At 52.4% G+C, this 26,118-nt stretch carries 27 protein-coding genes; 15 read left to right on the top strand and 12 right to left on the bottom strand.

The genetic code is table 11. The features are described from left to right. The first annotated feature begins 22 nt into the window (after positions 1-22). The 4 genes from ACKC9G_RS01105 (at position 23) to ACKC9G_RS01090 (ending at position 3,850) form a co-directional block, all read left to right on the top strand. Positions 23-631: a MarC family protein gene (locus tag ACKC9G_RS01105; RefSeq protein WP_411403081.1), complete on the top strand. Its 609-nt coding sequence runs from the start codon at positions 23-25 to the stop codon at positions 629-631. A gap of 299 nt (positions 632-930) precedes the next feature. Beyond that, positions 931-1,128: a hypothetical protein gene (locus tag ACKC9G_RS01100; RefSeq protein ID WP_411403079.1), complete on the top strand. Its 198-nt coding sequence runs from the start codon at positions 931-933 to the stop codon at positions 1,126-1,128. A 177-nt stretch (positions 1,129-1,305) separates the two neighbouring features. Next, positions 1,306-2,475, top strand: coding sequence for a nitric oxide-sensing protein NosP (gene nosP / locus ACKC9G_RS01095; RefSeq protein ID WP_411403077.1), 1,170 nt, complete (start codon positions 1,306-1,308; stop codon positions 2,473-2,475). Then, the gene (locus tag ACKC9G_RS01090; RefSeq protein WP_411403075.1) at positions 2,468-3,850 is read left to right on the top strand and encodes an ATP-binding protein; all 1,383 of its coding nucleotides are present in this window, start codon (positions 2,468-2,470) and stop codon (positions 3,848-3,850) included. The genes nosP and ACKC9G_RS01090 overlap by 8 nt, the downstream gene beginning before the upstream one ends. A 29-nt stretch (positions 3,851-3,879) precedes the next feature. Here the strand turns inward: ACKC9G_RS01090 and ACKC9G_RS01085 are convergent, their stop codons facing one another. The 3 genes from ACKC9G_RS01085 to ACKC9G_RS01075 all read right to left on the bottom strand — a co-directional run bounded on the left by ACKC9G_RS01085 (position 3,880) and on the right by ACKC9G_RS01075 (position 5,547). Next, entirely contained in the window at positions 3,880-4,266 is a 387-nt protein-coding gene (locus ACKC9G_RS01085) for an ester cyclase (protein ID WP_411403073.1), read from the bottom strand. 51 nt (positions 4,267-4,317) lie between these two features. Next, positions 4,318-4,629 carry a BON domain-containing protein gene (locus ACKC9G_RS01080; RefSeq protein ID WP_411403071.1) on the bottom strand — a complete coding sequence of 104 codons (312 nt, stop codon included), beginning with the start codon at positions 4,627-4,629 and terminating at the stop codon, positions 4,318-4,320. A gap of 285 nt (positions 4,630-4,914) precedes the next feature. After that, positions 4,915-5,547 (bottom strand): response regulator, encoded by a 633-nt coding sequence (locus tag ACKC9G_RS01075; RefSeq protein ID WP_411403069.1) that lies wholly within the window; start codon positions 5,545-5,547, stop codon positions 4,915-4,917. Between the two features lie 201 nt (positions 5,548-5,748). Here ACKC9G_RS01075 and ACKC9G_RS01070 point away from each other — a divergent pair, with 201 nt between their 5' ends. After that, positions 5,749-7,269 carry an aldehyde dehydrogenase family protein gene (locus ACKC9G_RS01070; RefSeq protein ID WP_411403067.1) on the top strand — a complete coding sequence of 507 codons (1,521 nt, stop codon included), beginning with the start codon at positions 5,749-5,751 and terminating at the stop codon, positions 7,267-7,269. 134 nt (positions 7,270-7,403) lie between these two features. Here ACKC9G_RS01070 and ACKC9G_RS01065 read toward each other — a convergent pair whose 3' ends face one another. After that, positions 7,404-8,561: a benzoate/H(+) symporter BenE family transporter gene (locus tag ACKC9G_RS01065; protein ID WP_411403065.1), complete on the bottom strand. Its 1,158-nt coding sequence runs from the start codon at positions 8,559-8,561 to the stop codon at positions 7,404-7,406. Between the two features lie 115 nt (positions 8,562-8,676). Here ACKC9G_RS01065 and ACKC9G_RS01060 point away from each other — a divergent pair, with 115 nt between their 5' ends. Then, on the top strand, positions 8,677-9,252 hold the full coding sequence (locus ACKC9G_RS01060; protein WP_411403063.1) for a helix-turn-helix domain-containing protein: 576 nt from the start codon (positions 8,677-8,679) through the stop codon (positions 9,250-9,252). Between the two features lie 71 nt (positions 9,253-9,323). Here ACKC9G_RS01060 and ACKC9G_RS01055 read toward each other — a convergent pair whose 3' ends face one another. The 5 genes from ACKC9G_RS01055 to ACKC9G_RS01035 form a co-directional block, all read right to left on the bottom strand. Continuing rightward, a complete protein-coding gene (locus ACKC9G_RS01055) occupies positions 9,324-9,818 on the bottom strand; it encodes an acyl-CoA thioesterase (RefSeq protein WP_411403061.1) in 495 nt (164 codons plus the stop codon). Continuing rightward, positions 9,788-10,477, bottom strand: coding sequence for a flavin reductase family protein (locus ACKC9G_RS01050; RefSeq protein ID WP_411403059.1), 690 nt, complete (start codon positions 10,475-10,477; stop codon positions 9,788-9,790). The genes ACKC9G_RS01055 and ACKC9G_RS01050 overlap by 31 nt, the downstream gene beginning before the upstream one ends. A gap of 60 nt (positions 10,478-10,537) precedes the next feature. Next, positions 10,538-10,864: a stress response translation initiation inhibitor YciH gene (yciH, locus tag ACKC9G_RS01045; RefSeq protein WP_411403057.1), complete on the bottom strand. Its 327-nt coding sequence runs from the start codon at positions 10,862-10,864 to the stop codon at positions 10,538-10,540. Between the two features lie 178 nt (positions 10,865-11,042). Further along, positions 11,043-11,756 carry a TIGR01621 family pseudouridine synthase gene (locus ACKC9G_RS01040; protein WP_411403056.1) on the bottom strand — a complete coding sequence of 238 codons (714 nt, stop codon included), beginning with the start codon at positions 11,754-11,756 and terminating at the stop codon, positions 11,043-11,045. Positions 11,757-12,051: 295 nt separating this feature from the next. After that, on the bottom strand, positions 12,052-12,627 hold the full coding sequence (locus tag ACKC9G_RS01035; protein ID WP_411403054.1) for a DJ-1/PfpI family protein: 576 nt from the start codon (positions 12,625-12,627) through the stop codon (positions 12,052-12,054). A gap of 271 nt (positions 12,628-12,898) precedes the next feature. On the opposite strand from ACKC9G_RS01035, the gene ACKC9G_RS01030 reads away from it, so the two are divergent. From ACKC9G_RS01030 to ACKC9G_RS01010, 5 genes are all read left to right on the top strand, one after another. Then, positions 12,899-13,210, top strand: coding sequence for an MTH1187 family thiamine-binding protein (locus ACKC9G_RS01030; protein WP_411403052.1), 312 nt, complete (start codon positions 12,899-12,901; stop codon positions 13,208-13,210). 69 nt (positions 13,211-13,279) lie between these two features. After that, positions 13,280-13,858: a DNA endonuclease SmrA gene (gene smrA, locus ACKC9G_RS01025; protein WP_411403050.1), complete on the top strand. Its 579-nt coding sequence runs from the start codon at positions 13,280-13,282 to the stop codon at positions 13,856-13,858. Positions 13,859-13,921: 63 nt separating this feature from the next. After that, positions 13,922-14,656, top strand: coding sequence for a monofunctional biosynthetic peptidoglycan transglycosylase (gene mtgA / locus ACKC9G_RS01020; RefSeq protein WP_411403048.1), 735 nt, complete (start codon positions 13,922-13,924; stop codon positions 14,654-14,656). A 24-nt stretch (positions 14,657-14,680) separates the two neighbouring features. After that, the gene (locus tag ACKC9G_RS01015; protein WP_411403046.1) at positions 14,681-15,295 is read left to right on the top strand and encodes a fused MFS/spermidine synthase; all 615 of its coding nucleotides are present in this window, start codon (positions 14,681-14,683) and stop codon (positions 15,293-15,295) included. 11 nt (positions 15,296-15,306) lie between these two features. Further along, positions 15,307-16,206, top strand: coding sequence for a spermidine synthase (locus ACKC9G_RS01010; protein ID WP_411403044.1), 900 nt, complete (start codon positions 15,307-15,309; stop codon positions 16,204-16,206). 98 nt (positions 16,207-16,304) lie between these two features. Here the strand turns inward: ACKC9G_RS01010 and ACKC9G_RS01005 are convergent, their stop codons facing one another. The 3 genes from ACKC9G_RS01005 to ubiG all read right to left on the bottom strand — a co-directional run bounded on the left by ACKC9G_RS01005 (position 16,305) and on the right by ubiG (position 18,563). Continuing rightward, a complete protein-coding gene (locus tag ACKC9G_RS01005; RefSeq protein ID WP_411403042.1) occupies positions 16,305-17,069 on the bottom strand; it encodes a YciK family oxidoreductase in 765 nt (254 codons plus the stop codon). A 72-nt stretch (positions 17,070-17,141) separates the two neighbouring features. Then, the gene (locus tag ACKC9G_RS01000) at positions 17,142-17,819 is read right to left on the bottom strand and encodes an HAD family hydrolase (protein WP_411403040.1); all 678 of its coding nucleotides are present in this window, start codon (positions 17,817-17,819) and stop codon (positions 17,142-17,144) included. A gap of 12 nt (positions 17,820-17,831) precedes the next feature. Further along, positions 17,832-18,563: a bifunctional 2-polyprenyl-6-hydroxyphenol methylase/3-demethylubiquinol 3-O-methyltransferase UbiG gene (gene ubiG, locus ACKC9G_RS00995; RefSeq protein ID WP_411403038.1), complete on the bottom strand. Its 732-nt coding sequence runs from the start codon at positions 18,561-18,563 to the stop codon at positions 17,832-17,834. A gap of 244 nt (positions 18,564-18,807) precedes the next feature. On the opposite strand from ubiG, the gene gyrA reads away from it, so the two are divergent. The 4 genes from gyrA to ACKC9G_RS00975 all read left to right on the top strand — a co-directional run bounded on the left by gyrA (position 18,808) and on the right by ACKC9G_RS00975 (position 26,116). Further along, positions 18,808-21,462 carry a DNA gyrase subunit A gene (gyrA, locus tag ACKC9G_RS00990; RefSeq protein ID WP_411403036.1) on the top strand — a complete coding sequence of 885 codons (2,655 nt, stop codon included), beginning with the start codon at positions 18,808-18,810 and terminating at the stop codon, positions 21,460-21,462. A 120-nt stretch (positions 21,463-21,582) separates the two neighbouring features. After that, the gene (serC, locus tag ACKC9G_RS00985) at positions 21,583-22,668 is read left to right on the top strand and encodes a 3-phosphoserine/phosphohydroxythreonine transaminase (protein WP_411403034.1); all 1,086 of its coding nucleotides are present in this window, start codon (positions 21,583-21,585) and stop codon (positions 22,666-22,668) included. 101 nt (positions 22,669-22,769) lie between these two features. Then, on the top strand, positions 22,770-23,876 hold the full coding sequence (gene pheA / locus ACKC9G_RS00980; RefSeq protein ID WP_411403032.1) for a prephenate dehydratase: 1,107 nt from the start codon (positions 22,770-22,772) through the stop codon (positions 23,874-23,876). Beyond that, positions 23,876-26,116 (top strand): prephenate dehydrogenase/arogenate dehydrogenase family protein, encoded by a 2,241-nt coding sequence (locus ACKC9G_RS00975; protein ID WP_411403030.1) that lies wholly within the window; start codon positions 23,876-23,878, stop codon positions 26,114-26,116. The genes pheA and ACKC9G_RS00975 overlap by 1 nt, the downstream gene beginning before the upstream one ends. Positions 26,117-26,118: the final 2 nt, after the last annotated feature.

Below are 26,118 nucleotides of genomic sequence, written 5' to 3'. Positions count from 1 at the left end.
TATTCACCCTGAGTAAGCCTGCATGTTTGATTTATCCGTCTATCTGAACGCCGTCACGGGTCTCTTTGTCATTATCGACCCCATCGGCGCGGCGCTGATCTTCCACTCCCTGATTCCTGCTGATGATATTCAGCACCGTGTCCGTATGGCGGTTAAGGCATCCATCATCACCAGCTTGCTGCTGATCGTTTTTGGTAACTACGGACAGCCACTTTTGCACCATTTAGGCATCAGTATTCACGCATTGCGCATCTCTGGCGGACTGCTGCTGTTTTACACCGCGTTCAATATGATCACCAAAGATGTGAGCCATCAGCAGCAGAAAGAGCGCAAGGATATTTCAGTGTTCCCGATGACCATCCCTTTGTTGGCGGGGCCTGGCTCTCTGACGCTCTGTATCCTGCTTTTTTCAGGGGCTCGCAGTAACAACGCTACGTTATCTGTACTGGCGGCGGTTATCTCCATTGTTTTGATTACGTTGGCACTGATGTTGCTGAGTCGTTATGTGAAACACCTGATCGGTCGAACCGGGGATGAAATCCTGCGACGCTTTCTGGGGGTGATTCTGGCAGCACTGGCGATACAGTTCGTTTATGAGGGGGTATCACGTATCGCACAGGGAAGCCTTTGAACGCTTCATGGTCTCCAACGAGGAAGTACCTCACTAACGACCTGAGTTTTCAGAGGCTCTGAGCAGCGCTTATCAGGCGTACTGCTCAGTCTGAAATAAGCGCAAAATCCGTGTTTTCAGAAATGGATAGCGATGATTATTTCAGCCTGGTTTCAGCTGGTGTCAGTTGCCGTGAACCCCTTTGAACATTCCAATGCTGCTGGCTAGGATGGATCGCAACGGTGAAATAACACCGTCCACACTGACAGGTAACCCGCTACCCCGGTAGCTAATGGTCGATACCTCAAAGGAGATGAGTCATGAATCTGTCTTTCAGCGAATCTGCGATCTGCCAACAAATGGCCCGTATGGGTGAAGCGCGTCGTGCACGCAACGCCAAGCTTTTTGATGAAGCGATGAGCAATGTCCGGGAGACCTTGCATCATATCCAGCACTCCGAACCCGATCTTTACAGCACCTATGCGCGGGTACTGGAACAGAAGTTCGAGCATCACTGATTCCATTATTTGATATCGAGTCGCTAGATAAGAAAAAGCCGGTTCCTGATGGACCGGCTTTTTTGTGCCTGCTCGTTTTGTCCCGTTGTTTATCTCTGGTTGTATATCCAAGGCAGCATTGCCATGACAGGGCTTCCTGACTAGGCTCATGGCGAAACAAGAACAGGATATGAATGTATGCCGTTGTCTGCCTGTCGCCGTGCTGAAACCTTGTCACTGGATGCTGCAACTGCCGCGATGGAGCTTGCCCGGCAACTGGAGCATCCTCATTTGGGCTACGTGCTTTTCTTCTGCTCTGCCGAATATGACCTGCCGGCCCTAGAGCACGAGCTTAAACACCGCTTTCGACAATCCATTGCTGTCTTTGGTTGCACAACTGCCGGGGAAATCACTCCTGCAGGCTATCAGCGGCGCTGCATTTCTGCGGTCGGGCTGGACCACCGCTACTTCAGGATTAGCCACCGGTTATTGCAGGACCTTGAGCACGTGGACTTCGTTACTGCGCAGGAGGTGGTCGACCAGCTCATCATCAGTAACACCCGCTGTGGTGTCGGTAATGTGAGAAGCCAGAGTTTCGCGCTGACATTACTTGATGGTCTTTCCAGTAAAGAAGAGCTAGTGCTCTCGGCGCTCTCGGCAACCCTTGCGGACATTCCGCATTTTGGCGGTTCAGCAGGGGATGATAACCACCTCAGTGAAACCTATGTTTTCTGTGATGGCGCTTTCCACACCGACGCAGCCATCGTGATGCTGATCACCACTACGCTGCCTTTTGAGGTATTTACCACCCATCATCTGCTGCCCACTGACATAAAGCTGGTGGTCACAGAGGCTGATCGGGATACCCGCACCGTCAAGGCACTGAATGGTTTACCTGCCGCTGATGCCTACGCTTCTGCGCTCGGCATCCCGACTGAACAGCTGAATGATGTGGTCTTTGCCTGCTCGCCGCTGGCGGTGCGCTTTTCTGATGAGTTTTATGTTCGTTCTATTCAGCGCGTTAATGCCGACAAAAGCCTGACCTTTTATTGTGCGGTTGATCGAGGCATCGTCCTGACCCTGATGGCAGCCGATAACATCGTCGAAAATCTGGCCCGAATGCTTGAGTGTCGGCAAAAGCGCTTAGGCAATCACAGCATTGTCATTGCCGCCGATTGTTTTCTGCGCCGGGAAGAGGTTAACGCCCGTCATTTGCAGGAGCCCATGAGCCAGTTGCTTCGCCAGCATCGCGTGATGGGGTTTAACTCCTATGGCGAGCACATTGATGGCATGCATATTAACCAGACCTTTACGGCGGTCAGGCTGGGAACCACGGATCAGGCATCACACGAGTTGAATCATGACTGACGACCACACAAAGGCGCTTGATGATGCCAATGCCACAATTCAGGCTCAGGCGGAGGAAATCCGGCAACTACGCCTGATCCGTGATGCACTGATTGACCGCGTGGAAACCAGCCGTCCTCAGCAGGCAGACCCGTACGGTGCCTTTCAGCACAGCGCCATTCTGGCCAAACAAGTGCGGGAGCGCACAGATGCCCTCAATTCTGCGCTGCATGAACTACAGCAAAGTAACCAGGCACTGGCGCAGGCCAACCAGTCAAAGTCACGCTATCTGGCGGCCATCAGCCATGATCTGATGCAACCCTTGAATGCGGCTCGACTCTTCACCGAAGCCATGCACGAGGCGCCATCCTCTGGAAGTAATTACCTTACCCAGATCAGTCATGCGCTGGATGATCTTGAAAGCCTGATTCATAGCCTCGTGGATATTTCGCGCCTGGATGCTGGCATCATGCCAGTACGTTGTGAGGAGCAAAACCTGCTGACTATTTTGCAGCCTCTCGCCGAAGAGTTTCGGATGACGTTTGATCGTCAGGGGCTCAGTTTTGCCTCGCGGCTGCGTTCTGCCTGGGTATATACCGATGCCGCACTGCTAACTCGCATCCTTCGTAATCTGGCGGGAAATGCCCTTCGGTATACCGAGCAGGGCGGAGCCTTACTTGCGGTACGTATTCGTCAACAGCAGGTCTGGATTGATATCTGGGACACGGGCATGGGTATTCCTGCCGATCAGCTTCGACCCATTTTTGATGAGTTTCATCGCGGCAAGAATAGCGTTGGACGAGGGGAACGTGGCCTGGGATTAGGGCTCAGCATTGTTCAGCGCATTGCCGGGCTGTTGGGCATTGAGGTCAACTGCCTGTCCCGCGAAGGTAAAGGCTCCTGTTTCCGCCTGAAACTGGCCTTACGTTCAGCAACCCAAACGACAAAGGCAGAAGAGAACTCTCAGCCAATCGCTGAATTCGTTCCAGCCTTAATGTCAGCTGCTGGCACGCCTTCAATTGGCATCGTGGATGATGATGTGGCTGTGTGTGCAGCGATGAAAGCCCTGCTTCAAAGCTGGGGTTTTCGCGTGGTTTTGCTGCCGCTGGAGCTTGAACCCCTCAAGCAAAATCTTAAGCAGCTAAAACCGGCGCTGATGCTGGTGGATTACCATCTGGGGAACCAGCGTGCGGATGGGCTCACTCTGGTTAAGCGCCTGAAAGAGCAGGGCGAGTGGATGCCGCCTTTGATCATGATGTCAGCCGCAGCGGATGAAACCCTGAGACAGTATCTTTATCAGAACCAGCTGCCCTTTGTCGGCAAACCGGTGAAAGCGCCACGGCTTCGGCTGATGTTGTCTGAGTTGGTCAGAAGCATGAGTGAGGATATTGAGTAGCAGTAAATCCAGTCCGGGAGACTCAAGGGTTATAGCTGCTGACGAATAGCTTCTTTGTCGATGACAGAACAGACGCGGGCAATCCTGCCCTCGTTAAATTCATAGAGCACATTTTCAATAAACTGCACCCGCGTCCCATTCACAGGTATCTGAAAAAGCTCGCCCCGCGGAGTGCAGTCAAAGTGAAGGCTGGCCGCGATCGTCGGTGGATCACTCGCCAAATGCGAGATAGTGAACGCCAGATCGGGTATTGCCTTGAAGTCTGCTTCCAACATTTCTCTGTAACCTGAAAGACCGATACGTTCGCCATTGTAGATAACGTCCTCATCGACAAAGCGATACAGGTTTTCCCAGTCCTGATGATTCAAGCAGGCAATATAGCTCCTGTAGGCGTGAATAAGCTCTTCGCGTGTCAACGTTCACCTCTCTATGTGATGGCAAATGTTGGGCAGGGAACTCTAGAGGTGTTACTCGACGTTAATCGAATTCACAACCCGTTGAACGTTATCAGCCAGCGTGGCGATGCGGATAGCGCGCTCGCGAACATCGACTGAGCTGACTGTGCCACTCAGTGTGACGACGCCTTCATCAGTGGAAACGCTGATCTGTGATGCGGGCACTGTATCGTCCCAGAAGAGTTGTTTCTTGATATCCCAGGTGGTTAGTGCGGCATCAAAACCAGTGCTCACGTGGGCTTGAGGCACGTTGGTAGCCGCCATAACCAGTGTGGAAGTGGTGAGTATTGCGATACCAGCGATAGTACGGATTCTGCGAATCATGGGAGAACTCCTTCTCACTCAGTCCTTGCGGTGATGTCGCGTTCGCAGAGAATTTCCTATAGCAGATCGCTATCAGGCGCAGCCTCTTGTCAAAGCCGACTTCTGGATTCCCGGAGTCATGCACTCCTTTTTATCTTGAACGTCACCGCGTATTGACCGGAACTCTGGCCTGTCTGGCTTACCTGCCAAAACAGACCGGCTTTCCTAAGTGTAGTTTATAGGGCCAAATGCGAAAGTTGGGAGTCTAAGGTCGTAATGGCTTGTGTGAAAACGTGGCCAACTGTTTCAGGCCTTGGAATTTTCCGTGAGCAATAAAATGGCCTGAACCCGGCTTTGTACACCCAGCTTTCTCAGGACCGCAGAGACATGTGCCTTAACGGTGGTTTCAGCAATGTGCAGACGAGTCGCAATCTGCTTATTGGACTCACCCAGAATCATCCGCTCCAGCACTTGCTGCTGCTTGCGTGTCAGGCAAAGCTCCTGAAGATTCGGTGCCTTGGGTTGGGAAGCGTGATTACTGGTGGAGCCAATGACACTGGTGGGAATAAAAACACGGCCGCTCATCACCTGGGTAATGGCTTGCTGCATCTCCAGGCGTGGCATGGATTTTGGGATATAACCCATGGCGCCGTAACTGATGGCCTGCAAAATGAAATGCCGCTCTTCTTCGGCAGAAATAATAATCAACGGTAGGAAAGGGTAGGCATTTCGAATATTGGCGACTCCCTGAAGACCTTCCATTCCAGGCATGTGCAAGTCCAGCAACAGGAGATCCGGCTCATTCTCTGCAAGCTGAGTCAGGGTTTCATCAAGGCTTGCGGCCTCACTCAGGCTAGGCTCAGGCAGACTGGCTGTTACAACATTGACCATGGCTTCACGGAAAATGGGATGGTCATCAGCAATAAGAATGTGGGTCACGAGTCAGTGGGCCTAATGGACTGATTTCGACCAGAGTAAAAAGATTTCTGTCGGGATTAAAGCAGTACTTTGGTACTGGTTATTTCACTCCTCAGCATAATTTCGCGACCTGAGCCCCTGAACTAGTCTCATTAAGCACAGGCAGAACGTCAGCAATGACGACTGACGCTGCTGAAAATAACAACAAAATGAGGCGTTATCATGATCTATGCTCAGCCAGGCACTCAGGGTGCCGTTGTCTCTTTTAAAAGCCGTTATGACAACTTCATTGGTGGTGAGTGGACTGCTCCCGTCAATAGCCGCTATTTCACCAACACCTCGCCCGTTAACGGGCAAGCCTTCTGCGAAGTCGCACGCTCTGATGCTGACGATATCAACAAAGCGCTGGATGCAGCGCATAAAGCTGCGCCTGCCTGGGGTCGTACCTCGGTGGCAGAACGCTCGAATATCCTGCTAAAAATTGCCGACCGTCTTGAGCAAAACCTGGAAAAACTGGCCGTCGCCGAAACCTGGGATAACGGTAAAGCCGTGCGCGAAACACTGGCTGCGGACATCCCGCTGGCTGTCGATCACTTCCGTTACTTTGCAGGTTGCATCCGTGCACAGGAAGGCAGCAGCGCTGAAATTGATGCGAATACGGCCTCATACCATTTCCACGAGCCACTTGGAGTGGTCGGTCAGATTATTCCCTGGAACTTCCCGATCCTGATGGCCGCGTGGAAGCTGGCGCCAGCACTGGCCGCAGGTAACTGCGTGGTACTGAAGCCTGCGGAACAAACCCCGGTATCGATTCTGGTGCTGATGGAGCTGGTCGCAGACTTGCTGCCTGCTGGCGTCATCAACATCGTTAATGGATTTGGTAAAGAGGCAGGTGAAGCGCTGGCCACCAGCACTCGTATCGCCAAAATTGCCTTCACAGGTTCAACGCCTGTGGGCTCTCATATCCTGCGCTGCGCCGCTGAAAACATTATTCCTTCAACCGTAGAGCTGGGCGGCAAGTCACCCAACATTTACTTTGAAGACATCATGCAGGCAGAAGATGCCTTCATTAGCAAGGCGGCGGAAGGGCTGATTCTCGGCTTCTTTAACCAAGGCGAAGTCTGTACCTGTCCTTCACGCGCATTGATTCAGGAAAGTATTTACGACGACTTTATCGGCCGTGTCATTGAGCGTGCCGGCAAGATCAAACGCGGTAATCCGCTGGATACGGAAACCCAGGTTGGGGCGCAGGCTTCTCAGCAGCAGTTCGACAAAATCATGTCTTACATGGAAGTTGCCCGTAATGAAGGCGCGGAATTCCTGTTGGGGGGTGGTGTAGAGCAGCTGCAAAGTGATCTGGCGACAGGCTATTACATTCAGCCTACGTTGCTTAAAGGCCGTAATGATATGCGGGTGTTCCAGGAAGAAATTTTTGGCCCTGTCATCGGTATCACCACCTTCAAAACCGAAGAAGAGGCTCTGGCCATTGCCAATGACACCCAGTTTGGTCTGGGCGCTGGCGTGTGGACGCGTGATATCAACCGAGCCTATCGCATGGGCCGTGGGATTCAGGCGGGCCGTGTCTGGACCAACTGCTATCACATGTATCCAGCCCATGCGGCCTTTGGCGGCTACAAAAAATCTGGTATCGGTCGTGAGACCCACAAAATGATGCTGGATCACTATCAGCAAACCAAAAACCTGCTGATCAGCTACGACATCAACCCCTTGGGCTTCTTTTAAGTAGGCCCTCTTCCGGGCCGGGAACGCTCCCGCCCGGAATTTTTATCACTCTTGCGTTCTCCAACGCTTTTTCTGCTGCTACTCCTAAGGCAACGGCGAGCCCCCACTCGCCGTTTTTTTCATTCCGAAAACCTCTACTGGCGTTTGATGCTGAGAATCAGCGTGACCAGCAAACCACCGACCAGTCCCCAGAAAGCGGCCCCAACACTCCAGAGCGTCAAGCCTGAGGCGGTAATCAGGAAGGTAACCAGCGCCGCTTCACGCTCACTCGGCTCAGACAGCGCCGCCGATAAGCTATTGCCAATGGTTGAGAAGAGCGCAATGCCCGCCAGTGCCATAATCAGCGCCTGAGGAAAGGCGCTAAAAAGACTGACCACAGTGGAGGCCAGCAGGGCCGTGATCAAATAGAAAACGCCTGCCCACATGGGTGCCTGGTAGCGTTGTTTGGTATCCGGATGTGCTTCAGGACCACTGCAGATTGCGGCGGTAATCGCAGCAAGATTCAGGGCAAAACCACCGAAAGGAGCCAACACCAGTGATGCAAGTCCGGTCCAGGTAATCAGTGGTGAAATCGGCGTGTCATATTGGTTCGCCCGAATCACCGCGACCCCTGGCAGGTTCTGTGAAGCCATGGTCACGATAAACAGCGGCAATGACACACCAATAATGGCGGAGAGAGAGAAATCCGGCATGACAGCCGAGGGTAGGGTAAAGGCGAAGGTTAAGTCTTCCATGTGCATTTGCCCGTTAACACCGGCGTAGGCACAGCCAACCACCAGCACTAGCAGAATCGCGTAACGTGGCAGCAAGGCTTTACCGAAGAGGTATGCCAGCAGCATCAGGCCAATCAGCAGCTGGTGGTCCTGCATTTGCGTGAAGACATTGAGGCCAAAGTGAAACAAAACGCCAGCCAGCATCGCCCCTGACAGCGCTTTGGGAATGTGCTTCATCAACCGCTCGAAAAGGCCAGTAACACCGCATAAAACGATGAGTATTGAACTCACGATAAAAGCCCCTACAGCCACATTCATGGAGTAGCCGCTAAGGGCGCTGACCAATAAGGCCGCACCGGGCGTAGACCAGGCCGTTAGCACGGGCGCCTTATACCACCAGGAAAGTCCAAAGGAGGTCAGGGCAGTGCCAAGGCCCAGCGCCATCAGCCAGGTGGTCGTTTGTTCGGCATTGGCACCTGCCGCGCTTGCGGCCTGAAATATCAATACGGCAGAACTGCTAAAGCCCACCAGCACGGCGATGAATCCGGCCACGATAGGAGAAAGTGAAAGCTGGCGCATGACGGCGCTCCTGTATTTAGCTAACCTGTACGCTATAGCGCACAACGTGCAGCGACTTTAGCATTGTGCGTTATTGCGCACAACGGCTGCGATGCCTCAACTAGAAAGGAAACTCATGGCTTATCTGACGCCTCTGGAAGATCTCACGGGTCTTATTGCCAGCCGACTTAAAGTTCTGCGTCAGGAGCAGGGCTGGAGTCTTGATAAAACAGCTGCAGCAACCGGCGTAAGTAAGGCAATGCTGGGGCAAATCGAACGCGGTGAATCCAGCCCGACGATGGTGACGCTCTGGAAGATTGCTTCAGGATTCAATGTCAGCCTATCGACCCTGCTGGATAACCAGCAGAGCGAAACGGCGGAAGTCATCAAAGTTGCGGGCAGCAGTTTCGGTGAACAACGAATCGGCATGACAGCCAAAACGCTGTTTCCATTTGATCCGCAGATGGGTTTCGAGTTCTTTGTGATTGAGCTTGAGCCTGGGGCAGAACATGTCTCTATTGCTCATCGCGAAGGTGTGGTTGAGCATGTGATCTGTATCGAGGGAACAGTTGAGGTGTTAGTGAACGGATTATGGCAACCCATCGAGAAAGGAGAAGCCATTCGTTTCGGGGCGGACAGCGAGCATGGGTACCGGAACCAGACCGCAGGCTCGGCCGTGTTCCATAACGTGATTCATTACCCCGCTTCGTGATTGCTCTCTGCGGTAGGGACAAATAAAAAGGGCTGAAAATTCAGCCCTTATTTTTTCGGAGCAGCTCAGTGTCAGGTCGAAAGTATCGCCGCATTTTTAATGCTTTGATGCTGTTCATCCAGATCGCGACGAAGCTGTCGGCGCATCTTGGCGGCCTCAAAGCGTTGCTTCTCTTCTTCCGTCTGCGGCTCAAATACCGGCACCTGCGCTGGCTTTTTGTCATCGTCCAAAGCCACCATCGTGAAGTAACAGCTATTGGTGTGCCGCACCAGCTTCTCGCGAATATTCTCGGTGATAACCTTGATACCAATTTCCATTGAGGTGTTGCCGGTGAAATTCACCGAGGCAAGAAAGGTCACCAGCTCACCCACATAAATTGGCTGGCGAAAAGTGACCTGATCAACGCTCAGCGTGACGACATAACGTCCGGCATAACGGCTGGCACAGGCGTAAGCGACTTCATCAAGGTATTTGAGAATCGTGCCACCGTGAACATTGCCGGAAAAATTGGCCATGTCAGGTGTCATCAAGACCGTCATGTGAAGCTGATGGTTATTAAATTCCATGCAGTGATTCCTGGTGATCGGTAGGAAATATAAGTAAGGCCGTCAGGCGTCGCCTTTGGGCGATCCATGGAGAATACGGTGTCGACAACCGCATAATCCATATAACCCAGACGTGTCAGGGGTTTTAGCTTGGCGATATCGACCTTGCCATCCGTCAGAACGCGCTCATCGATATACACACCCACCACTTCGCCCAGCACCATAAAGTCACTGGGCTCTGCGCCATCAGAGCGTGGAACTGGAATGGTCGCCAGATATTTACACTCCAGCGCCGCCGGTGACTCTGCCACGCGCGGTGGCTTTACCTTGACCGAAGGTGCGGCAGTCAGGCCAGTCAGGGTCATTTCATCGACACCATGATCCACCGGAACTGAGCTATCGGAGACAGCATCACGCAGTTCATAGGTTGCGAGGTTACAGACAAACTCACCCGTGGCCTCAATATTCTTCAGGGTGTCTTTACGACCAGCGCTGGAGAACATGACCACGTTGGGATTGTAGCCGACCATATTGAATGCGCTGTAGGGAGCGAGATTCACCTGGCCCTTGGTATTGAGCGTACTAATCCAGCCAATGGGTCGGGGTACAATCAGCCCTTTGAACGGGTCATGAGGAAGGCCACCGTTACCGGGTTCTTGCGGGTCAAAGTGCATAGTCATCCCTTCACATAAAACAAAAGATGGATGTGGAGCTATCCGGCACAAAAGACAAATACAGGATTAGCCACCGGCGAGTTTGACGGTGAAACCTTTAGCCTCAAGCAAGCCTTTGATCAGATCCCGGTTGTCACCCTGAATCTCGATAACGCCGTCTTTCACCGAGCCGCCGGTACCGCACTTTTTCTTAAGCTCGGCAGTCAGTAACTTAAGCGCGGCATCATCCAGATCAATACCAGAGACGGTGGTCACCCCTTTACCTTTGCGACCGCTCGTTTCACGCCGAATCCGAACAATGCCATCACCTTTAGGGCGGCTGGGCGCCTCTTTTTCTTCCTTGATACGACCAGAATCAGTGGAATAGACCAGAGTAGAGTCTCGTTTTGCCATAAGGAATTTCACGCTCCATTGCCCATGAATTGAGGGCTAGACGACATCGAAGTGCCAACACTACAGGTTAAGCGAACCGTGAATGCTCACGGCAGTGCTTTAAAAAGGTAGTGTAACGAGAATACAAAAAAGCCCCAAACGGGGCTTCTTTAAATGAGGTGTGTAACGACAGTGAGCGTCAGGCAGCCTGGGTGCAGGGCAGTTTTAACTCGCTGGCTTCCAGTACCCAGTTCATCCAGGGCTGATGATTACTGATCACCAGTTGTTGCCAGGGAATGGTATTGAACAGCTGTCCTTCTTCCGGCCAGAGGACAAACGCATGGGGCTTGCCTCCCCAGCGAAACTGCAGTGCCGCCGCATGAAGATAGGCCCGGTCAGTATTCACCGCGTTTTGAGCGTTGTAGAGCGGGTCGCCAATAATCGGCGCCGCCAGACTTTTCATGGCGACGCGCAACTGATGGGTTTTTCCGGTATGGGGGAAAAGAAAAAAGCTGCGCAGGCCCGCGCGGACGTTAATACTGGAGAACTGGGTAATCGCCGGGTGTTTCATGGTCGGCGTCAGTTTCCACGCGCCACGACGTGCTTTCACCATATCGCCCTTGATCCACCCCTGTTTCTTGCTGGGACGCTTATCTGAGAGGGCGACATAGAGTTTTTTGATCTGATGAGTTTCAAACTGAATGCCGATGCTTTGGGTGAACTCCAGCGTCTTCCCAAAAAGTACCAGCCCTGAGGTCACCTTATCCAGACGGTGAACGGGGTACAACGAATCCAGTTTCAGGTCAGCTTTAATAGCCGCCGCCAGTCCGGCTTCATCTTCACTGTGAAAATTAATGCCTGGGCATTTGTTAACCAGGAGGAAATCCTGTGTATCAACAAGCAAATGGTACATGTAGGTCTCCAACAATCAGCATAAGCTAACAAAGTTCAGGTACGGCCCCAAGCAAGACGCTGATGATGGCGTGAGAGTGACTCAATACTTCGCTAACGGATTGATTTGCATTAACGTTTATCGGGAGATAGTCATAAAAGTACTAAAGTACCGATTTTGTCGACATGCAGGTTTAGCGTTGGTTGCATACGTCAGATGTACGAAACAGAGCGGTGAACTTGTCTAAAACAAGGCTTCTTACTTTACTCACCACTCTGTTATTGGAAGCGAATACTTCAGGTGAAACGATTCAGCTTCAGATTTTTTGCAGCAATTGATGGAATTGACGCAACCATTCAGGATGAGCAGGCCAGGCTGGCGCCGTCACGAGATTACCGTCAGTAATAGCCTCAGTCACTTCAATGTCAGCAAAGACTCCGCCGGCCAGGGTCACTTCCGCGGAACAGGCCGGATAGGCAGACACCTTCTTGCCTTTAAGCGCAGAGGTTGGAGAGAGCAGCTGTGCACCATGACAGATGGCAGCAATAGGCTTGTCAGCATCAATAAAGTGCTGGATGAACTCCATCACAGACTTGTGCTTGCGCAGATATTCAGGCGCACGCCCACCAGGCAAGCACAGCGCATCATAGGAACCTGGGTCAGTATCCTTGAAGGTCGCGTTCAGGGTGAAGTTATGGCCGGGCTTTTCAGAGTAAGTCTGGTCACCTTCGAAATCATGGATGGCTGTCTTGATTTGTTCGCCCGCGGCTTTATCCGGGCAGACGGCATCAACGCTGTAGCCCATAGCCTGTAATGCCTGAAAGGGCACCATCAACTCGTAGTCTTCGACAAAGTCACCACAAATAATGAGTATTTTCTTGGCGTGTGACATTCGGCACTCTCCTTGCCTGTGTCAGAGGGGAAAACCGTGCGACAGGAGTTGCCGCGACGGGCTGCAGGCGTACATCCTCATCACCCAGAACAAGACTAACCAAGGAGATTCATCACGACCAGTCTGTATCCGGGCTCATTGAATACAAGTTGTTGCGCCTCTAAAGATCCTGAGGTGTACGAAGCTTGGCTGACAGCATTGTTGGCTTGCCTCAATCAACCCTCTGTTTTTTAATGCTTTTTAAACTTACAGCGAACTGGAGACCTTGCCCATGCACGTGATTGTGGATTTATGCGTCATTCCTTTGGGTGTGGGCGTTTCCGTCGCTAACTATGTGGCGGAATGCCAGCGCGTGCTTGAAGCCGCCGGATTGAGTTACCAGATGCATGCTTATGGCACCAATATCGAAGGTGAATGGGATGAGGTCATGGCCGCGGTGAAAAAGTGCCATGAAGTCGTCCATGAAAAGGGCGCGCCCAGGATTTCCTCTTCACTGAAAATCGGCACGCGAACGGATCGTGACCAAAGCATGCAGGACAAGATCGATAGTGTGCATGAGATTCTGGGCACTCGGCCTGAGTAAAAGAAAGTTGTACTCCACTGCTCATTTTTCTACCAGAACCGCTAATACGTAATGACACAGGAGAACAGCATGGCAGCATCAATGTCTGATTCATCCGATTTTATGCAGGCAATGGATGGTGTGGCACCCATTCGGCAGAAAGCGCGGGTTCAGGAAGCAGGAGCCTCCTCAAGAGTCGATACACAGGCTCGTCGTGAGGCCGCTACCGGCGGTTTGCTAAGCGATAAGGATGAAGAGTTTGTCGAGCTGATGGACCCTTTGGATGAACTGGGGTTTAAGCGTCCGGGGATTCAAAGCGGCGTTTACCGTAACCTGCGACTGGGTAAATATCCTTATGAAGCGCGCCTGGAAATTATGGGCATGCCGATTCGTGAAGCTCGCCGGGAGATTAAGCAGTTTATAAACGACTGCTATCGTATGGAGATTCGTTCAATTGCTATCGCTTTTGGCCGCTCTCAGCACAAGGAAAGCCATGCGGTCTGGCTGAAAAGCTATGTCAACAAATGGCTGAAAGCGCGGGAGGAAGTCCAGGCGTTCCACTCGGCGCAGCGCCAGCATGGTGGACTGGGAACCGTCTATGTTCTGCTTCGGAAAACGGAGCGTCAACGTATGGAAACACTAGAGCGGCATCAGCGCCGTATGGGATAAAACAGTACCGTTAACACCTGAGGGGACGGTACAAAGCATCATTGGTGGAGTGGCATTTCATTCGTGGCAAAGAAAAAGAGTTCGTCGGGTAAAAAAGGATCTTTGGGCTATCGCTTGAAACGCGGTCTGATCATCGCTGTGGCAATACTGGTGCTGGCACCGGTCATGCTGGTCGTGGCGGGCCGCTGGATTAATCCCTTCACCACCATGTTTATTGTTGAACGTTATGTTCAGGCCTGGGATCAGGGAGACTGGGATTTCCGTGCTGAACGCGAGTGGGTCGATTGGGACCGGATCAGCCGTAACCTGCCCCTGGCGGTCATGTCCTCGGAAGACCAGCGTTTCCCGGACCACAATGGTTTTGACTGGAAGCAGGTCGAAAAGGCCTATACCGACTGGCAGGACGGTGATCGCCTGCGCGGTGCCAGCACGATTTCCCAGCAGCTGGCGAAAAACCTCTTTCTCTGGTCAGGCCAGAGCTGGGTTCGCAAAGGCCTGGAAGTACCGCTCACCTATCTGATTGAGCTGACCTGGAGTAAGCAGCGCATTCTTGAGGTGTATCTGAATGTCGTTGAGTTTGGTGATGGCATCTATGGTGCCCAGGCCGCCGCCCTGACGTTTTATCGGGAGCCTGCATCCTCGTTGAGTATGAGCCAGGCCGCACGAATGGCTGCGGTTTTGCCTAACCCCAAGAAGTTTATTGTTGATCGCCCCTCAAACTACGTTATGTCACGCCAGCGCTGGATTGTTCGTCAGATGAACCAGCTGGGTTATGGCTACCTCGATAAGCTCCATTAACTCGACCTGCGACAGGATGTGCTTGTGCGCCAACTATTGATCTACGTTGCTGCCGCCTGGAGTGGTTTTTTTGTGATGGGAGTGGAGCTGCTCGGCGGAAGGCTTCTGGCGCCATTCTTTGGCAGCAGTATTTTCGTGTGGGGAGCAGTCATTACCGTATTTATGGCCTTCCTGTCTCTGGGATACCTGCTGGGAGGCCGGTTTTCACTGAAGAATCCCGGGCTATCGCGGCTGGGGATCTTACTGATCGCCGAAGCTTTGCTGGCAGCGCCACTGCTGATCTGTGGTAATGAGATGCTTGAGTGGGTCTCGGCGCGGGTGGGGGATCCACGTTATGGCTCCTTACTTGCCTCACTGATGCTGTTTGGCTTGCCGACGCTGCTTTCCGGGATGGTGTCACCCTATGCTGTAAGACTACTGATTCACAGTATTCATGCAGCGGGGAACTCCGCGGGCAGATTGTACTTCGCCTCGACCGTTGGCTCCGCTGCCGGAACCATTGTGACCTCCTTTTATCTGGTGTTGTATCTCCCCATAAATTCCATTCTGGGCTTATTGATGGCCATCTCATTGGCCGTTGGTTCCACACTCTTTCTGGCTTCACGCGTCTTGGGTAGTAACGCATCGCCTTCCACCTGAAAAGGATCATCATGAACCGCACAGGGACACGCTTACTATCAGCCTTGGCTTTGCTCACGGGCCTTTCCTTCAGTGCTGTGAAACCAGCCAGTGCGGATGTCGTACTGGAGAAGCAGTCGCTCTATCGGAATATTCTCATCAGCGAAGACCAGGGCTTGCGTTGCATGCTCTTTGGCCGGGAAAATGGTCCCCGCCAAAGCTGTATCGATATTGATAACCCGCAACGGCTGGTATTGCATTACTCGCAGGGATTTCTGCTCAGTCTGGCCTTTATCGAGCCACCTGAGCACATTCTGGTGCTGGGTCTTGGCGGGGGGATTCTGCCTAAAACTCTGCGGGCGCTTTATCCGCAAAGCTGGATTGACGTTGCCGAGCTGGACCCTGCGGTGATCGAACTGGCGAAATCCCAGTTCGGTTTTCAGGAAGATGCCAGAATGCGCGCTTACGCTGCTGATGCACGAGTTTTTGTCAAAGCGGCGATCAAGAAAGGCGGGAAATATGACCTTATCCTGCTGGATGCTTTTGATCAGGACTATATCCCCGAGCATCTGTTAACACAGGAGTTCCTTCAGGAGGTGAAAAGCCTGCTGCCTGCAGATGGTCTGGTTGCCGCCAATACTTTCTCCAGAAACAAGCTTGCACCTTATGAAGCAGCAACCTATCAAAGTGTCTTTGGAGATATTGATCAGCTGGCATTACCCAGTGGCAACCGAATTCTGTTTGCTACGCAGAAGCCGCTACCCTCAAAAGCAACCCTGATGGAACACGTTAAAGTACTGAAACCCAGGTTTGCGGGTTATGGATTTGATGCAGAGGCCATGGCCGGTTCCATTGAAAAAGTGCCGGAGGCAACTGTGAAACCTTTAACGGATCAGTTCTCACCGTCCAATTTGCTGCAGTTTCAGCAATAGCCTTGGCTAATAGCACTGGCGATTGGCCATTAATAAACCACACACATAAAAAAAGCGGACAGTACGATCCGCTTTCTTTTTTAAACACCTGCAGGCCGTCAGGCTTTTTTGGGTGGCTGGGCATCGAAGGCCTGACCTGTTAGGCCCTGGCTGTCCTTCCCCATCAGGAACAAATACGTCCCCATGATTTCTTCAGGTGCTCGTACATCCAGAGGATTTTCTGCCGGATATGCATTCGCCCGCATCGGTGTGCGAGTGCCACCCGGATTAATCGAGTTCACCCGGATACGTGTCGTGTTTTCCAGTTCGTCAGCCAGCGTTTGCATCATGCCTTCTGTGGCGAACTTGGAAATCGCATAGGCTCCCCAGTAGGCTCGCCCTTTGCGTCCAACGGAAGAGGATGTGTAGATGATCGACGCATCCGCTGAGCGCTCAAGCAAGGGAAGCAGTGCCTTGGTCAGGTAAAAGTGACTGTTGACGTTGACCTGCATCACCTGATTCCAGGTTTCGACATCGTACTGTCCGAGAGTTGTTCGCTGACCCAGTACAGAGGCGTTGAACAGGATGCCGTCCAGCACACCAAAAGCCTCACCCAGCTTTTCTGCGATCAACTCATAGTCATGATAAGTCGCGCCCTCGAAATGAATCGGAATAATGGCCGGTTGCGGACCGCCGGCTTTCTCGATTTCATCGTAAACAGCTTCAAGCTTGCTTAACGTCCGGCCCATGAGAACCACGGTCGCACCGTGGGCAGCGTAGGCGAGGGCGGCGCCACGTCCGATTCCGGAGCCTGCGCCAGTAACAACGATAGTCTTCCCCGCGAGTAAGTCTTTGGGGGCATGATACTCAATATGACATGTCATAAGGGTTCCTCTTTACTTGGTGCTGATGGATACAAGCAGCACCTGACGTCCTGTCATGAAAAGTCGTTTGAATCACTCATAGCTACGCTTTAACCAATCAACAAGTTCTGCCCCTGAAGCGATACAGACGTCCGCGCCCCAGGTCTCCGCCGCTGAATCCTCATCGACATAACCGTAAGCAGCCGCGACAGTCATCATGCCCGCGGCCTTGCCGGCATCGATATCACGTTGGTGATCGCCGACATAGACGCATTTATCTGGCGAGACATTCAGCTGAGCACACGCAAGATACATGGGTTCAGGATGCGGCTTGCGGTGCGTCACATCATCCGGACAAACCAGTACGGCGCAGTCAGCAAGATCAGGCAAGGCTGCCATCAATGCCTCACTGTAAAGTCGTGGTTTGTTGGTGATGATGCCCCAGGGAATTTTTCTCTGCCGTGCCCAGTTCAGTGAGGATTCAAGCCCCGCGAAGAGTGATGTATCGACACAGACCTCAGCCAGATAAAGCTCAAGCAGACGCGCTCGACGCACATCATGCTCTGCATGCTCAGGCGTAATATCAAACGCACCACAGACCAGCGCAGAGGCACCATGAGAAACGCGCGCCCGAACGAATTCATAGGAGCGCTCATCACGCTGAGCTTCACGCAACTGCTGATTAATCACCCGATAAAAATCCGGTGCGGTATCCAGTAAGGTGCCATCCAGATCAAATAATAAGGCTTCAGGCAGGGCAGAGACCGACATTGAATGGGCTCCTCAGGCTTGCGCTTTGGTGCAGTGGATCATGTAGTTCACATCCACGTCGGAGTCGACCAGACGATAAACCTTGGTGACAGGGTTATAGGTGAGCCCGGTCATGTGCTCCATCTTCAGCCCTGCCTGACGTACAAAACGGCCCATTTCTGCAGGTGTGATAAATTTTTTGAAATCGTGCGTACCTTTGGGCACCAGATTGAGCACGTATTCCGCACCGGCAATCGCCATTAACCAGGCTTTTGGGTTGCGGTTGATCGTCGAGAAGAAAACATGACCACCGGGTTTCACCAGGGCCGCACAAGCTAGCACCACTGATGCAGGGTCAGGAACATGCTCAAGCATCTCGAGGCAGGTGACGACATCAAAGCGCTCGACATCACTGGCGGCAAAGTCCTCAGCGGTGGTCAGCTGATAATTGATGGACACACCAGACTCCAATGAATGCAGACGTGCCGTTTTAAGCGGCGCCTCACCCATGTCGATACCAGTGACATCGGCACCGCGAAGTGCCATGGACTCGCTCAGAATACCGCCGCCACAGCCGACGTCGACTACACGTTTTCCGGCAAGTGAGGCTTTCTCATCCACATAATTGACGCGCAGAGGATTGATGTCGTGCAGGGGTTTAAACTCGCTGTCCTTATCCCACCAGCGGCTGGCTAAGGCTTCGAATTTGGCAACTTCACTATCATCAACATTGGGGCTGCCTGGAGCTTTACCCTGAGTGGCCATGCGGTATTCCTTTAAGACAGAGGTCATGACGACCTGATTCACGAATGGCAGTCATCATAATGTTCAACCCGCAGGGATTCCAATGTTCCGGACGGGTTGATCTGACCGACGACGAAACAATGAGGAATCAATGGCTTGAGACAGAATTGTGGTATACTCGCGAAATTTGCCGAAGCCGTAGTCGCAGGGTAGCTGATATCCTCTCTGGCTGAATCGATGTGTAGACAAAGGAAAGCGGATAACCATGGCTGAGCTGGCTAAAGAGATTCTTCACGTCAACATTGAAGATGAACTTAAACAGTCCTATTTGGACTACGCCATGAGCGTCATCGTCGGCCGTGCGCTGCCGGATGTACGCGATGGCCTTAAGCCTGTGCACCGCCGCGTGCTGTACGCGATGCACGAACTGGGCACGGACTGGAACAAGCCCTACAAGAAATCTGCCCGTATCGTCGGTGACGTCATCGGTAAATATCACCCCCACGGTGATAGCGCGGTATACGACACCATCGTTCGTATGGCGCAGGATTTCTCTCTTCGTTACACGCTGGTGGATGGTCAGGGTAACTTCGGTTCCATTGACGGTGACTCTGCTGCAGCGATGCGATACACCGAGATCCGTATGGATCGTATTGCCCATGAGCTGCTGGCAGATCTGGAAAAAGAGACCGTCGATTACATTCCTAACTATGACGGCACCGAACAAATTCCTGTCGTACTTCCCACCAAGGTGCCTAACCTGCTGGTTAACGGCTCCTCGGGGATCGCTGTTGGTATGGCGACCAATATTCCTCCTCATAACCTCACGGAAGTTATCAATGGCTGTCTGGCATTGATTGATGATGACTCCCTGAGCATCGATGACCTGATGGAATATATTCCAGGTCCGGACTTCCCGACCTCAGGCATCATCAACGGCAAGGCTGGCATCATCGAGGCCTACCGCACCGGTCGTGGACGTATTTACATTCGTGCCCGTTACCACGTTGAAGATATGGAGCGTGGTGGCAAGCAGGCGCTGGTCATCACTGAGATTCCTTATCAGGTCAACAAAGCGCGTCTGATCGAGAAAATCGCGGATCTGGTAAAAGAGAAGCGTATCGAAGGCATCACCGAGCTGCGTGATGAGTCCAACAAAGAGGGTATGCGTATTGTTATTGAACTGCGTCGCGGCGAAATGCCCGAAGTAGTGATGAATAACCTTTATGCCAACACCCAGATGCAGAACGTATTCGGTATCAATATCGTTGCTCTGGTCGATGGCCAGCCGAAAACCCTGAACCTGAAAGAGCTGTTGGAAGCTTTCGTTCTACACCGTCGTGAAGTGGTGACTCGTCGCACCCTGTTTGAACTGCGTAAAGCCCGTGAGCGCGGCCACATTCTGGAAGGTCTGGCCGTTGCCCTGGCCAATATTGATCCGGTTATTGAGCTGATCCGTAATTCTGCCAACGCAGCAGAAGCCAAAGAGCGTCTGCTGGAACGTTCCTGGGCTCCGGGCAATGTTCTGGCCATGCTGGAAAAGGCGGGGGATGATGCCTGCCGTCCAGAGAACCTCCCCGAGGCACTGGGTCTGCGTGATGGCCAGTATTTCCTGTCGCCTGAACAGGCTCAGGCAATCCTTGATCTTCGTCTGCACCGTCTGACCGGTCTTGAGCATGAAAAACTGCTCAAGGAATATGAAGAGATCATCGCTAACATCGCTGAACTTCTGAAAATTCTCGGTAGTGCAGCACGTTTGATGGAAGTTATTCGTGAAGAACTGGTTGCGGTACGTGATCAGTTTGGTGATGCACGTAAAACAGAAATCACCATGAGTCAGCAAGATCTGACTATCGCCGATCTGATCAACGAAGAAGATCTGGTAGTCACCATCTCTCATACCGGTTATGCCAAGACCCAGCCTGTGACGGATTATCAGGCACAGCGTCGTGGTGGTCGTGGTCGCGCAGCAACCTCCGTTAAAGAAGAAGACTTTGTCGAGCATTTGCTGGTCGTGAATAGTCACTCAACCATTATGCTGTTCTCTGACAAGGGTAAGGTGTACTGGCTGCGTGTCTTTGAAATTCCGCAAGCCAGCCGTGGTGCACGTGGCCGTCCGATTGTGAACCTGCTGCCACTGGATGCTGACGAGCGCATTACTACTATTCTGCCAGTTACTGAGTATCTGGAAGGCCACTACGTCTTCATGGCAACCCAGAACGGCACGGTTAAGAAAACCCCGCTGCCACAGTTCTCCCGTCAGCGCTCCACTGGTCTGATTGCACTGGCGCTGGATGAAGGTGACATGCTGATTGGCGCTGCAATCACGAATGGTCAGCAAGACGTCATGCTGTTCAGTTCTCAGGGCAAGGCGATTCGCTTCAACGAGTCTGATGTCCGTGAAATGGGCCGTACGGCACGTGGTGTCCGTGGCATGAAGCTTGGCGAAACACCGAAAGGTGAACCCGCTAAAGTGATTAGTCTGGTCATCCCTGATGATGAGGCCTTTATCCTGACGGCTTCTGTGCATGGTTATGGTAAGCGAACCGCTATCAACGATTTCCCTGTTTACGGGCGTGGAGGTCAGGGCGTTATCGCTATGCAGACAACTGAGCGTAACGGTGAGCTGGTTTCTGCCATTCAGGTAGTTGAAGGCAACGAAGCCATGCTGATCAGTGATCGCGGCACTCTGGTGCGTACCAGCATCGCAGGTATCTCCTGCCTGGGACGAAATACTCAGGGCGTTACCCTGATTCGTCTGGGTGCGGATGAGAAACTGGTTGGTCTGGCTCGTATCGAAGAGCCAAGCGTCGAAGACTTGCCGGAGGGTGAGGAAGCTGAAGGCGAAGAAAATCTGACTGCAGACAATGCCGATACGGCAGATGCTCCCTCAGCAGAGGATCAACCTGACGATAACTGATAAACCTGTAATGCGGCTCTCGGGCCGCATTACTGTTTCTTAAGAACGTATTTGTATCCAACAGCTAATCGTACTACCCGAACTATGGCCATAAGGCCTGATTACGGAGATTTTTTCATCATGACTCGCGCATACAATTTCTGTGCTGGCCCCGCTGCATTGCCGGAAGCTGTTCTTCAACAAGCACAGGAAGAAATGCTGGACTGGCATGGCAAAGGCCTGTCCGTAATGGAGATGAGTCACAGGAGTGACGAATTTGTCGGTATCGCTGAACAGGCAACTCAGGATCTGCGTGATCTACTGAGCGTCCCTGCTGAATATGAAATACTGTTCCTGCAAGGTGGTGCGAACCTGCAATTCAGCTCTGTTCCAATGAACCTGTTGGGCACTTCCACTAAAGCGGACTATATCGACACTGGCGTTTGGTCTGCCAAAGCCATCAAGGAAGCTTCTCGCTACGCCAGCATCAATGTGGCGGGCTCCACGAAGGCAGACAAGTATCACCGTGTGCCAACCCAGGCAGAATTATCACTGCAGCAGGATGCCGCTTATGTGCACTACTGCAGCAACGAGACTATCGGTGGTCTTGAATTTGATTACATCCCTGAAACCAGCACGCCACTGGTTTGTGATATGTCTTCCACGATTCTATCTCGCCCACTGGATGTCTCACGTTTCGACATGATCTATGCCGGTGCTCAAAAGAACATTGGTCCGGCAGGTCTGTGTCTGGTGATCATCAAGAAAGATCTGCTTAACCGTGAGATAGCTTCCATTCCAACCATGATGAGCTACCGTGTGGCGGCAGAAAATGCCTCGATGTACAACACGCCACCGACCTATGCCTGGTACCTGTCCGGACTGGTCTTCCAATGGCTGAAGAAGCAGGGCGGTGTCGATGCAATGGCAACGATCAACGAGCGCAAGGCAATGAAGCTTTACTCTGCGATTGATAACAGCGCGTTATTTGCTAACCCTATTGCGTTGGCCAACCGCAGCTGGATGAATGTGCCGTTTACGCTGGCAGATACTTCACTGGAAGATATCTTCCTGAAGGAATCCGAAGAAGCCGGTCTGCTTAACCTCAAAGGTCACCGTTCCGTCGGTGGCATGCGTGCCAGCATCTACAACGCAGTGCCTGAGGCAGCGATCGATGCGCTCATCAGCTTTATGAAGGACTTTGAACAGCGTCACTTTAAAGGGTAACGTCTGATAAATGTTTTTCAGTGGTAGCACCATCACAGGCGCTACCACATTTCAGTTATTTCCGCTTTGGGCATCGCCCTACGCAATACCGGAGAACTCTCATGGCAACTGAGCAAGAACAGCTTGCCCTGCTGCGCGATCAGATTGACGACATCGACCAGCAAATCCATCGCCTCATCAATGCTCGTGCCAAATGCGCGATGCAGGTGGCAGAAGTCAAACTGCATCACCATACCCCTGATCAGGGCGATCCGGTGTTTTATCGTCCAGAACGTGAAGCACAGGTATTGCGCAAAGTTATTGATCGCAATGAAGGCCCGCTGGAAGGCGCTGTTGTTGCCCGGTTATTCCGCGAGATCATGTCTGCCTGCCTGGCACTTGAAAGCCCGGTACGCGTGGCGTTTCTTGGCCCAACGGGCACCTTTACCGAACAGGCGGCACTTAAACATTTTGGCCATTCTGCGGTTTGTGTCGCCATGCCGACGATTGACGATGTCTTCCGTGAAGTGGAAGCACAAGCGGTTAAATACGGCGTCGTTCCGGTAGAGAATTCCACTGAAGGCGTTGTCCACCACACACTGGATAACTTCCGCGCGTCCGGCCTTAAGATTTCAGGTGAAGTTGAGCTGCGGATTCACCACAATCTGCTGGTGAAACCCGGTTCAGATTTACGCTCCATTACCCGTATTTATTCCCACCAGCAGTCTCTGGCCCAATGTCGCCTCTGGCTTGATTCCCACTACCCAAGTGTTGAACTGATTGCGGTGAGTTCAAACGCTGAAGCAGCCCGTCGCGTCAGCGAAGAAGGTGAGGGCGTTGCCGCCATTGCAGGTGAAATGGCTGCTCTGGCTTACGGTCTTGATCATGGCTACAACAATATCGAAGACCATCCGGAGAACACTACTCGCTTCCTCATCATTGGCCATGAGTCTGTCGGGGTAAGCCAGCGCGACAAAACCTCCATTATTGCCGGATCGCAGCATCAGCCAGGCGCGCTGTATCAGATTCTTGAACCCTTTTATCGTGCTGGAATCGACCTGACCCGCATCGACTCGCGCCCTGCGAAAGACGGCGCCTGGGGTTATGTGTTCTATATCGATTTTGTGGGCCATCAGGATGATGAGCCTATCAAGCAGGTTCTGAAAGAAGTCGGAGAGAAGTCAATTCTCCTGAAAATTCTGGGCTCCTACCCACAGGCCGTTATTTAATGAGTCGATTTAGTACCGAGCATATTCTCTTTATCGGGTTGGGGCTTATTGGTGGATCGCTGGCCCTGGCCCTGAAGAAAAAGGGAACGTCCTCCACGCTGACAGGCTTTGATCTCAAAGAAGAGAATTGCCAGCTGGCGCTGTCCCGTGGAGCAGTTGATCGTATCGCTGACTCACTTGAGAGCGCAGTACGCGAGGCAACGATGATCGTTCTTGCGGTGCCTGTCAAAGCGATGGAAAGCGTACTGACGCAAATTGCACCTTTCCTCAAAGAGAATGTGCTCCTTACCGATGTGGGCTCCACCAAAGGTAATTTGGTGAGCTTTTCACGCCGGTTATTCTCCCCCATGCCAGAAGGCTGGGTGCCAGGCCATCCGATTGCCGGGGCAGAAAACAGTGGCATGAGTGCGGCCAAAGAGGATCTGTTTCAGCGCCATAAGGTCATTCTTACGCCTTTGCCTGAATCATCAATTGAAGCAACGTCGATGATTCGCCAGGTATGGGAAATGGCGGGTGCTGAAGTACTTGAAATGGCGGTTGAGCACCACGATGAGGTGCTGGCAGCCACCAGTCACCTGCCACATCTGCTGGCTTTTAGTCTTGTCGATACACTGGCTAAAGATCAGGAAAATCTCGATATTTTCCGTTATGCCGCTGGTGGTTTTCGTGATTTCACTCGCATCGCCGCCAGTGACCCGACCATGTGGCACGATATCTTTCTTGCCAACAAATCTTCCGTTTTGAATGTGCTTGATCGCTTTACCGATGATCTTGCCGTGCTGCGTAAGGCCGTTGAAACGGGCGACAGCCTTTCAATGCTGGGTGTGTTTACACGCGCTAAAGCCGCACGTGAACACTTTTCACGTATTCTGGAAGGCACCGCCTATACCTCCGATGCCCATTTATCTGGCTCCTCGACCTATGAGGTTCACCCTGGCAGTTTCTGTCGTGGGCGTATAGACATTCCTGGTGATCGGTCCATTTCACATCGCGCAGTCATTCTGGGTGCTATTGCAGAAGGGACGACTGTTATCGAAGGCTTCTATGAGAACGAAGACAGCCTGGCTGTCATTCAGGGCCTTCGAGATATGGGCGTCGTGATTGAGGGGCCAAAAGAAGGACGTCTGACTGTCCACGGCGTTGGGCTTCATGGTCTCAAACAACCACCCGGCGAAATCTATCTGGGCAGATCGGCAACCTCAATGCGATTGCTCACCGGCCTGCTCAGTGGTCAGTCATTTGACTCTGTATTAACAGGCGATGCGTTTCTCAGCAGCCGCTCCATGGCGGAAACCGCTCAGGCCATCAAGTCCATTGGCGGAATTGCTCGTACCCAAACAGGTCATGCACCGATTTATCTTCACGGAAAAGCAGTGCTTGAAGGGGGCGATGTCTCACTGAGCACGCCAAGTGCACAGATCAAATCCGCGCTTCTGTTGGCAGGCCTGTACGCGAGCTCAGGAGTTAACATTAAGCTACCTGTGGTGACACGCGACCATACTGAGCGAATGCTTGCCCGTTTCGGCGCCCACATTCGCTATAGCGAAAACTCGGTGGCGTTAGCACCTGGAAGTGTACTGAAAGCCACTACAGTGAACGTACCTGCAGACTGTTCTTACGCGGCGTACTTTGTTGTGCTAGCGGCAGTAACGCCCGGCAGTGATATTGTTCTGGAAAATGTCGGATTAAATCCAACTCGTACCGGCTTTTTGAACGCGCTCAAGGCGATGGGTGCCAATATTGAAATCGAACCTCATCCGGTTTCATGCGAGACCGAAGAACCTATGGGTAATCTTCGAGTGCGTTATCAGGCCCTTAAGGGAGCATCGCTTGATGAAACGGTAGTGTCTCGCGCCACGGATGAGCTGATGCTCTTAGTGGTTGCCGCCAGCTTTGCGGAAGGAATAACCACCTTCAATATGGGTAGCGCGCAGCGTTCATTGACGATGAAAAGTATTCAGAGTCTAGGGGCTGAGCTACGAAAGCTGGGTATTGTCATCGAAACTCAGGATGTTATCAGTGTGATGGGTCTTGCCAATAGCAGTGATCCGTCACCATTACTGCAAAGTGCGGCTTTGACTTGTCAGGGCAACCAGCGTCTTGCTCTGGCGCTGAGTATTGCTGCCTCTCGTGCGAGCGGCAAAGTTACTATCGAAGAATGTGAAGGGCTGGATGCCTACTTTACGTCTTTTCAGACACTGGCCAAGTCTGCGGGCTTGAACCTCACTACAACTGGATGATT

It is taken from the genome of Pokkaliibacter sp. CJK22405, assembly GCF_046614695.1.
Taxonomy (GTDB): domain Bacteria; phylum Pseudomonadota; class Gammaproteobacteria; order Pseudomonadales; family Balneatricaceae; genus Pokkaliibacter.
The sequence above is the reverse complement of the archived record's forward strand: the minus strand, read 5'-3'. Positions and strand labels throughout refer to the sequence as shown.

Excerpts from the sequence above, each read along its gene's own strand:
- ACKC9G_RS01105 (WP_411403081.1), top strand. The coding sequence starts at position 23 with ATGTTTGATTTATCCGTCTATCTGAACGCCGTCACGGGTCTCTTTGTC.
- ACKC9G_RS01100 (WP_411403079.1), top strand. The coding sequence starts at position 931 with ATGAATCTGTCTTTCAGCGAATCTGCGATCTGCCAACAAATGGCCCGT.
- nosP (WP_411403077.1), top strand. The coding sequence starts at position 1,306 with ATGCCGTTGTCTGCCTGTCGCCGTGCTGAAACCTTGTCACTGGATGCT.
- ACKC9G_RS01090 (WP_411403075.1), top strand. The coding sequence starts at position 2,468 with ATGACTGACGACCACACAAAGGCGCTTGATGATGCCAATGCCACAATT.
- ACKC9G_RS01080 (WP_411403071.1), bottom strand. The coding sequence starts at position 4,629 with ATGATTCGCAGAATCCGTACTATCGCTGGTATCGCAATACTCACCACT.
- ACKC9G_RS01070 (WP_411403067.1), top strand. The coding sequence starts at position 5,749 with ATGATCTATGCTCAGCCAGGCACTCAGGGTGCCGTTGTCTCTTTTAAA.
- ACKC9G_RS01065 (WP_411403065.1), bottom strand. The coding sequence starts at position 8,561 with ATGCGCCAGCTTTCACTTTCTCCTATCGTGGCCGGATTCATCGCCGTG.
- ACKC9G_RS01060 (WP_411403063.1), top strand. The coding sequence starts at position 8,677 with ATGGCTTATCTGACGCCTCTGGAAGATCTCACGGGTCTTATTGCCAGC.
- ACKC9G_RS01055 (WP_411403061.1), bottom strand. The coding sequence starts at position 9,818 with ATGGAATTTAATAACCATCAGCTTCACATGACGGTCTTGATGACACCT.
- ACKC9G_RS01050 (WP_411403059.1), bottom strand. The coding sequence starts at position 10,477 with ATGACTATGCACTTTGACCCGCAAGAACCCGGTAACGGTGGCCTTCCT.
- yciH (WP_411403057.1), bottom strand. The coding sequence starts at position 10,864 with ATGGCAAAACGAGACTCTACTCTGGTCTATTCCACTGATTCTGGTCGT.
- ACKC9G_RS01040 (WP_411403056.1), bottom strand. The coding sequence starts at position 11,756 with ATGTACCATTTGCTTGTTGATACACAGGATTTCCTCCTGGTTAACAAA.
- ACKC9G_RS01035 (WP_411403054.1), bottom strand. The coding sequence starts at position 12,627 with ATGTCACACGCCAAGAAAATACTCATTATTTGTGGTGACTTTGTCGAA.
- ACKC9G_RS01030 (WP_411403052.1), top strand. The coding sequence starts at position 12,899 with ATGCACGTGATTGTGGATTTATGCGTCATTCCTTTGGGTGTGGGCGTT.
- smrA (WP_411403050.1), top strand. The coding sequence starts at position 13,280 with ATGGCAGCATCAATGTCTGATTCATCCGATTTTATGCAGGCAATGGAT.
- ACKC9G_RS01010 (WP_411403044.1), top strand. The coding sequence starts at position 15,307 with ATGAACCGCACAGGGACACGCTTACTATCAGCCTTGGCTTTGCTCACG.
- ACKC9G_RS01005 (WP_411403042.1), bottom strand. The coding sequence starts at position 17,069 with ATGACATGTCATATTGAGTATCATGCCCCCAAAGACTTACTCGCGGGG.
- ACKC9G_RS01000 (WP_411403040.1), bottom strand. The coding sequence starts at position 17,819 with ATGTCGGTCTCTGCCCTGCCTGAAGCCTTATTATTTGATCTGGATGGC.
- ubiG (WP_411403038.1), bottom strand. The coding sequence starts at position 18,563 with ATGGCCACTCAGGGTAAAGCTCCAGGCAGCCCCAATGTTGATGATAGT.
- gyrA (WP_411403036.1), top strand. The coding sequence starts at position 18,808 with ATGGCTGAGCTGGCTAAAGAGATTCTTCACGTCAACATTGAAGATGAA.
- serC (WP_411403034.1), top strand. The coding sequence starts at position 21,583 with ATGACTCGCGCATACAATTTCTGTGCTGGCCCCGCTGCATTGCCGGAA.
- pheA (WP_411403032.1), top strand. The coding sequence starts at position 22,770 with ATGGCAACTGAGCAAGAACAGCTTGCCCTGCTGCGCGATCAGATTGAC.
- ACKC9G_RS00975 (WP_411403030.1), top strand. The coding sequence starts at position 23,876 with ATGAGTCGATTTAGTACCGAGCATATTCTCTTTATCGGGTTGGGGCTT.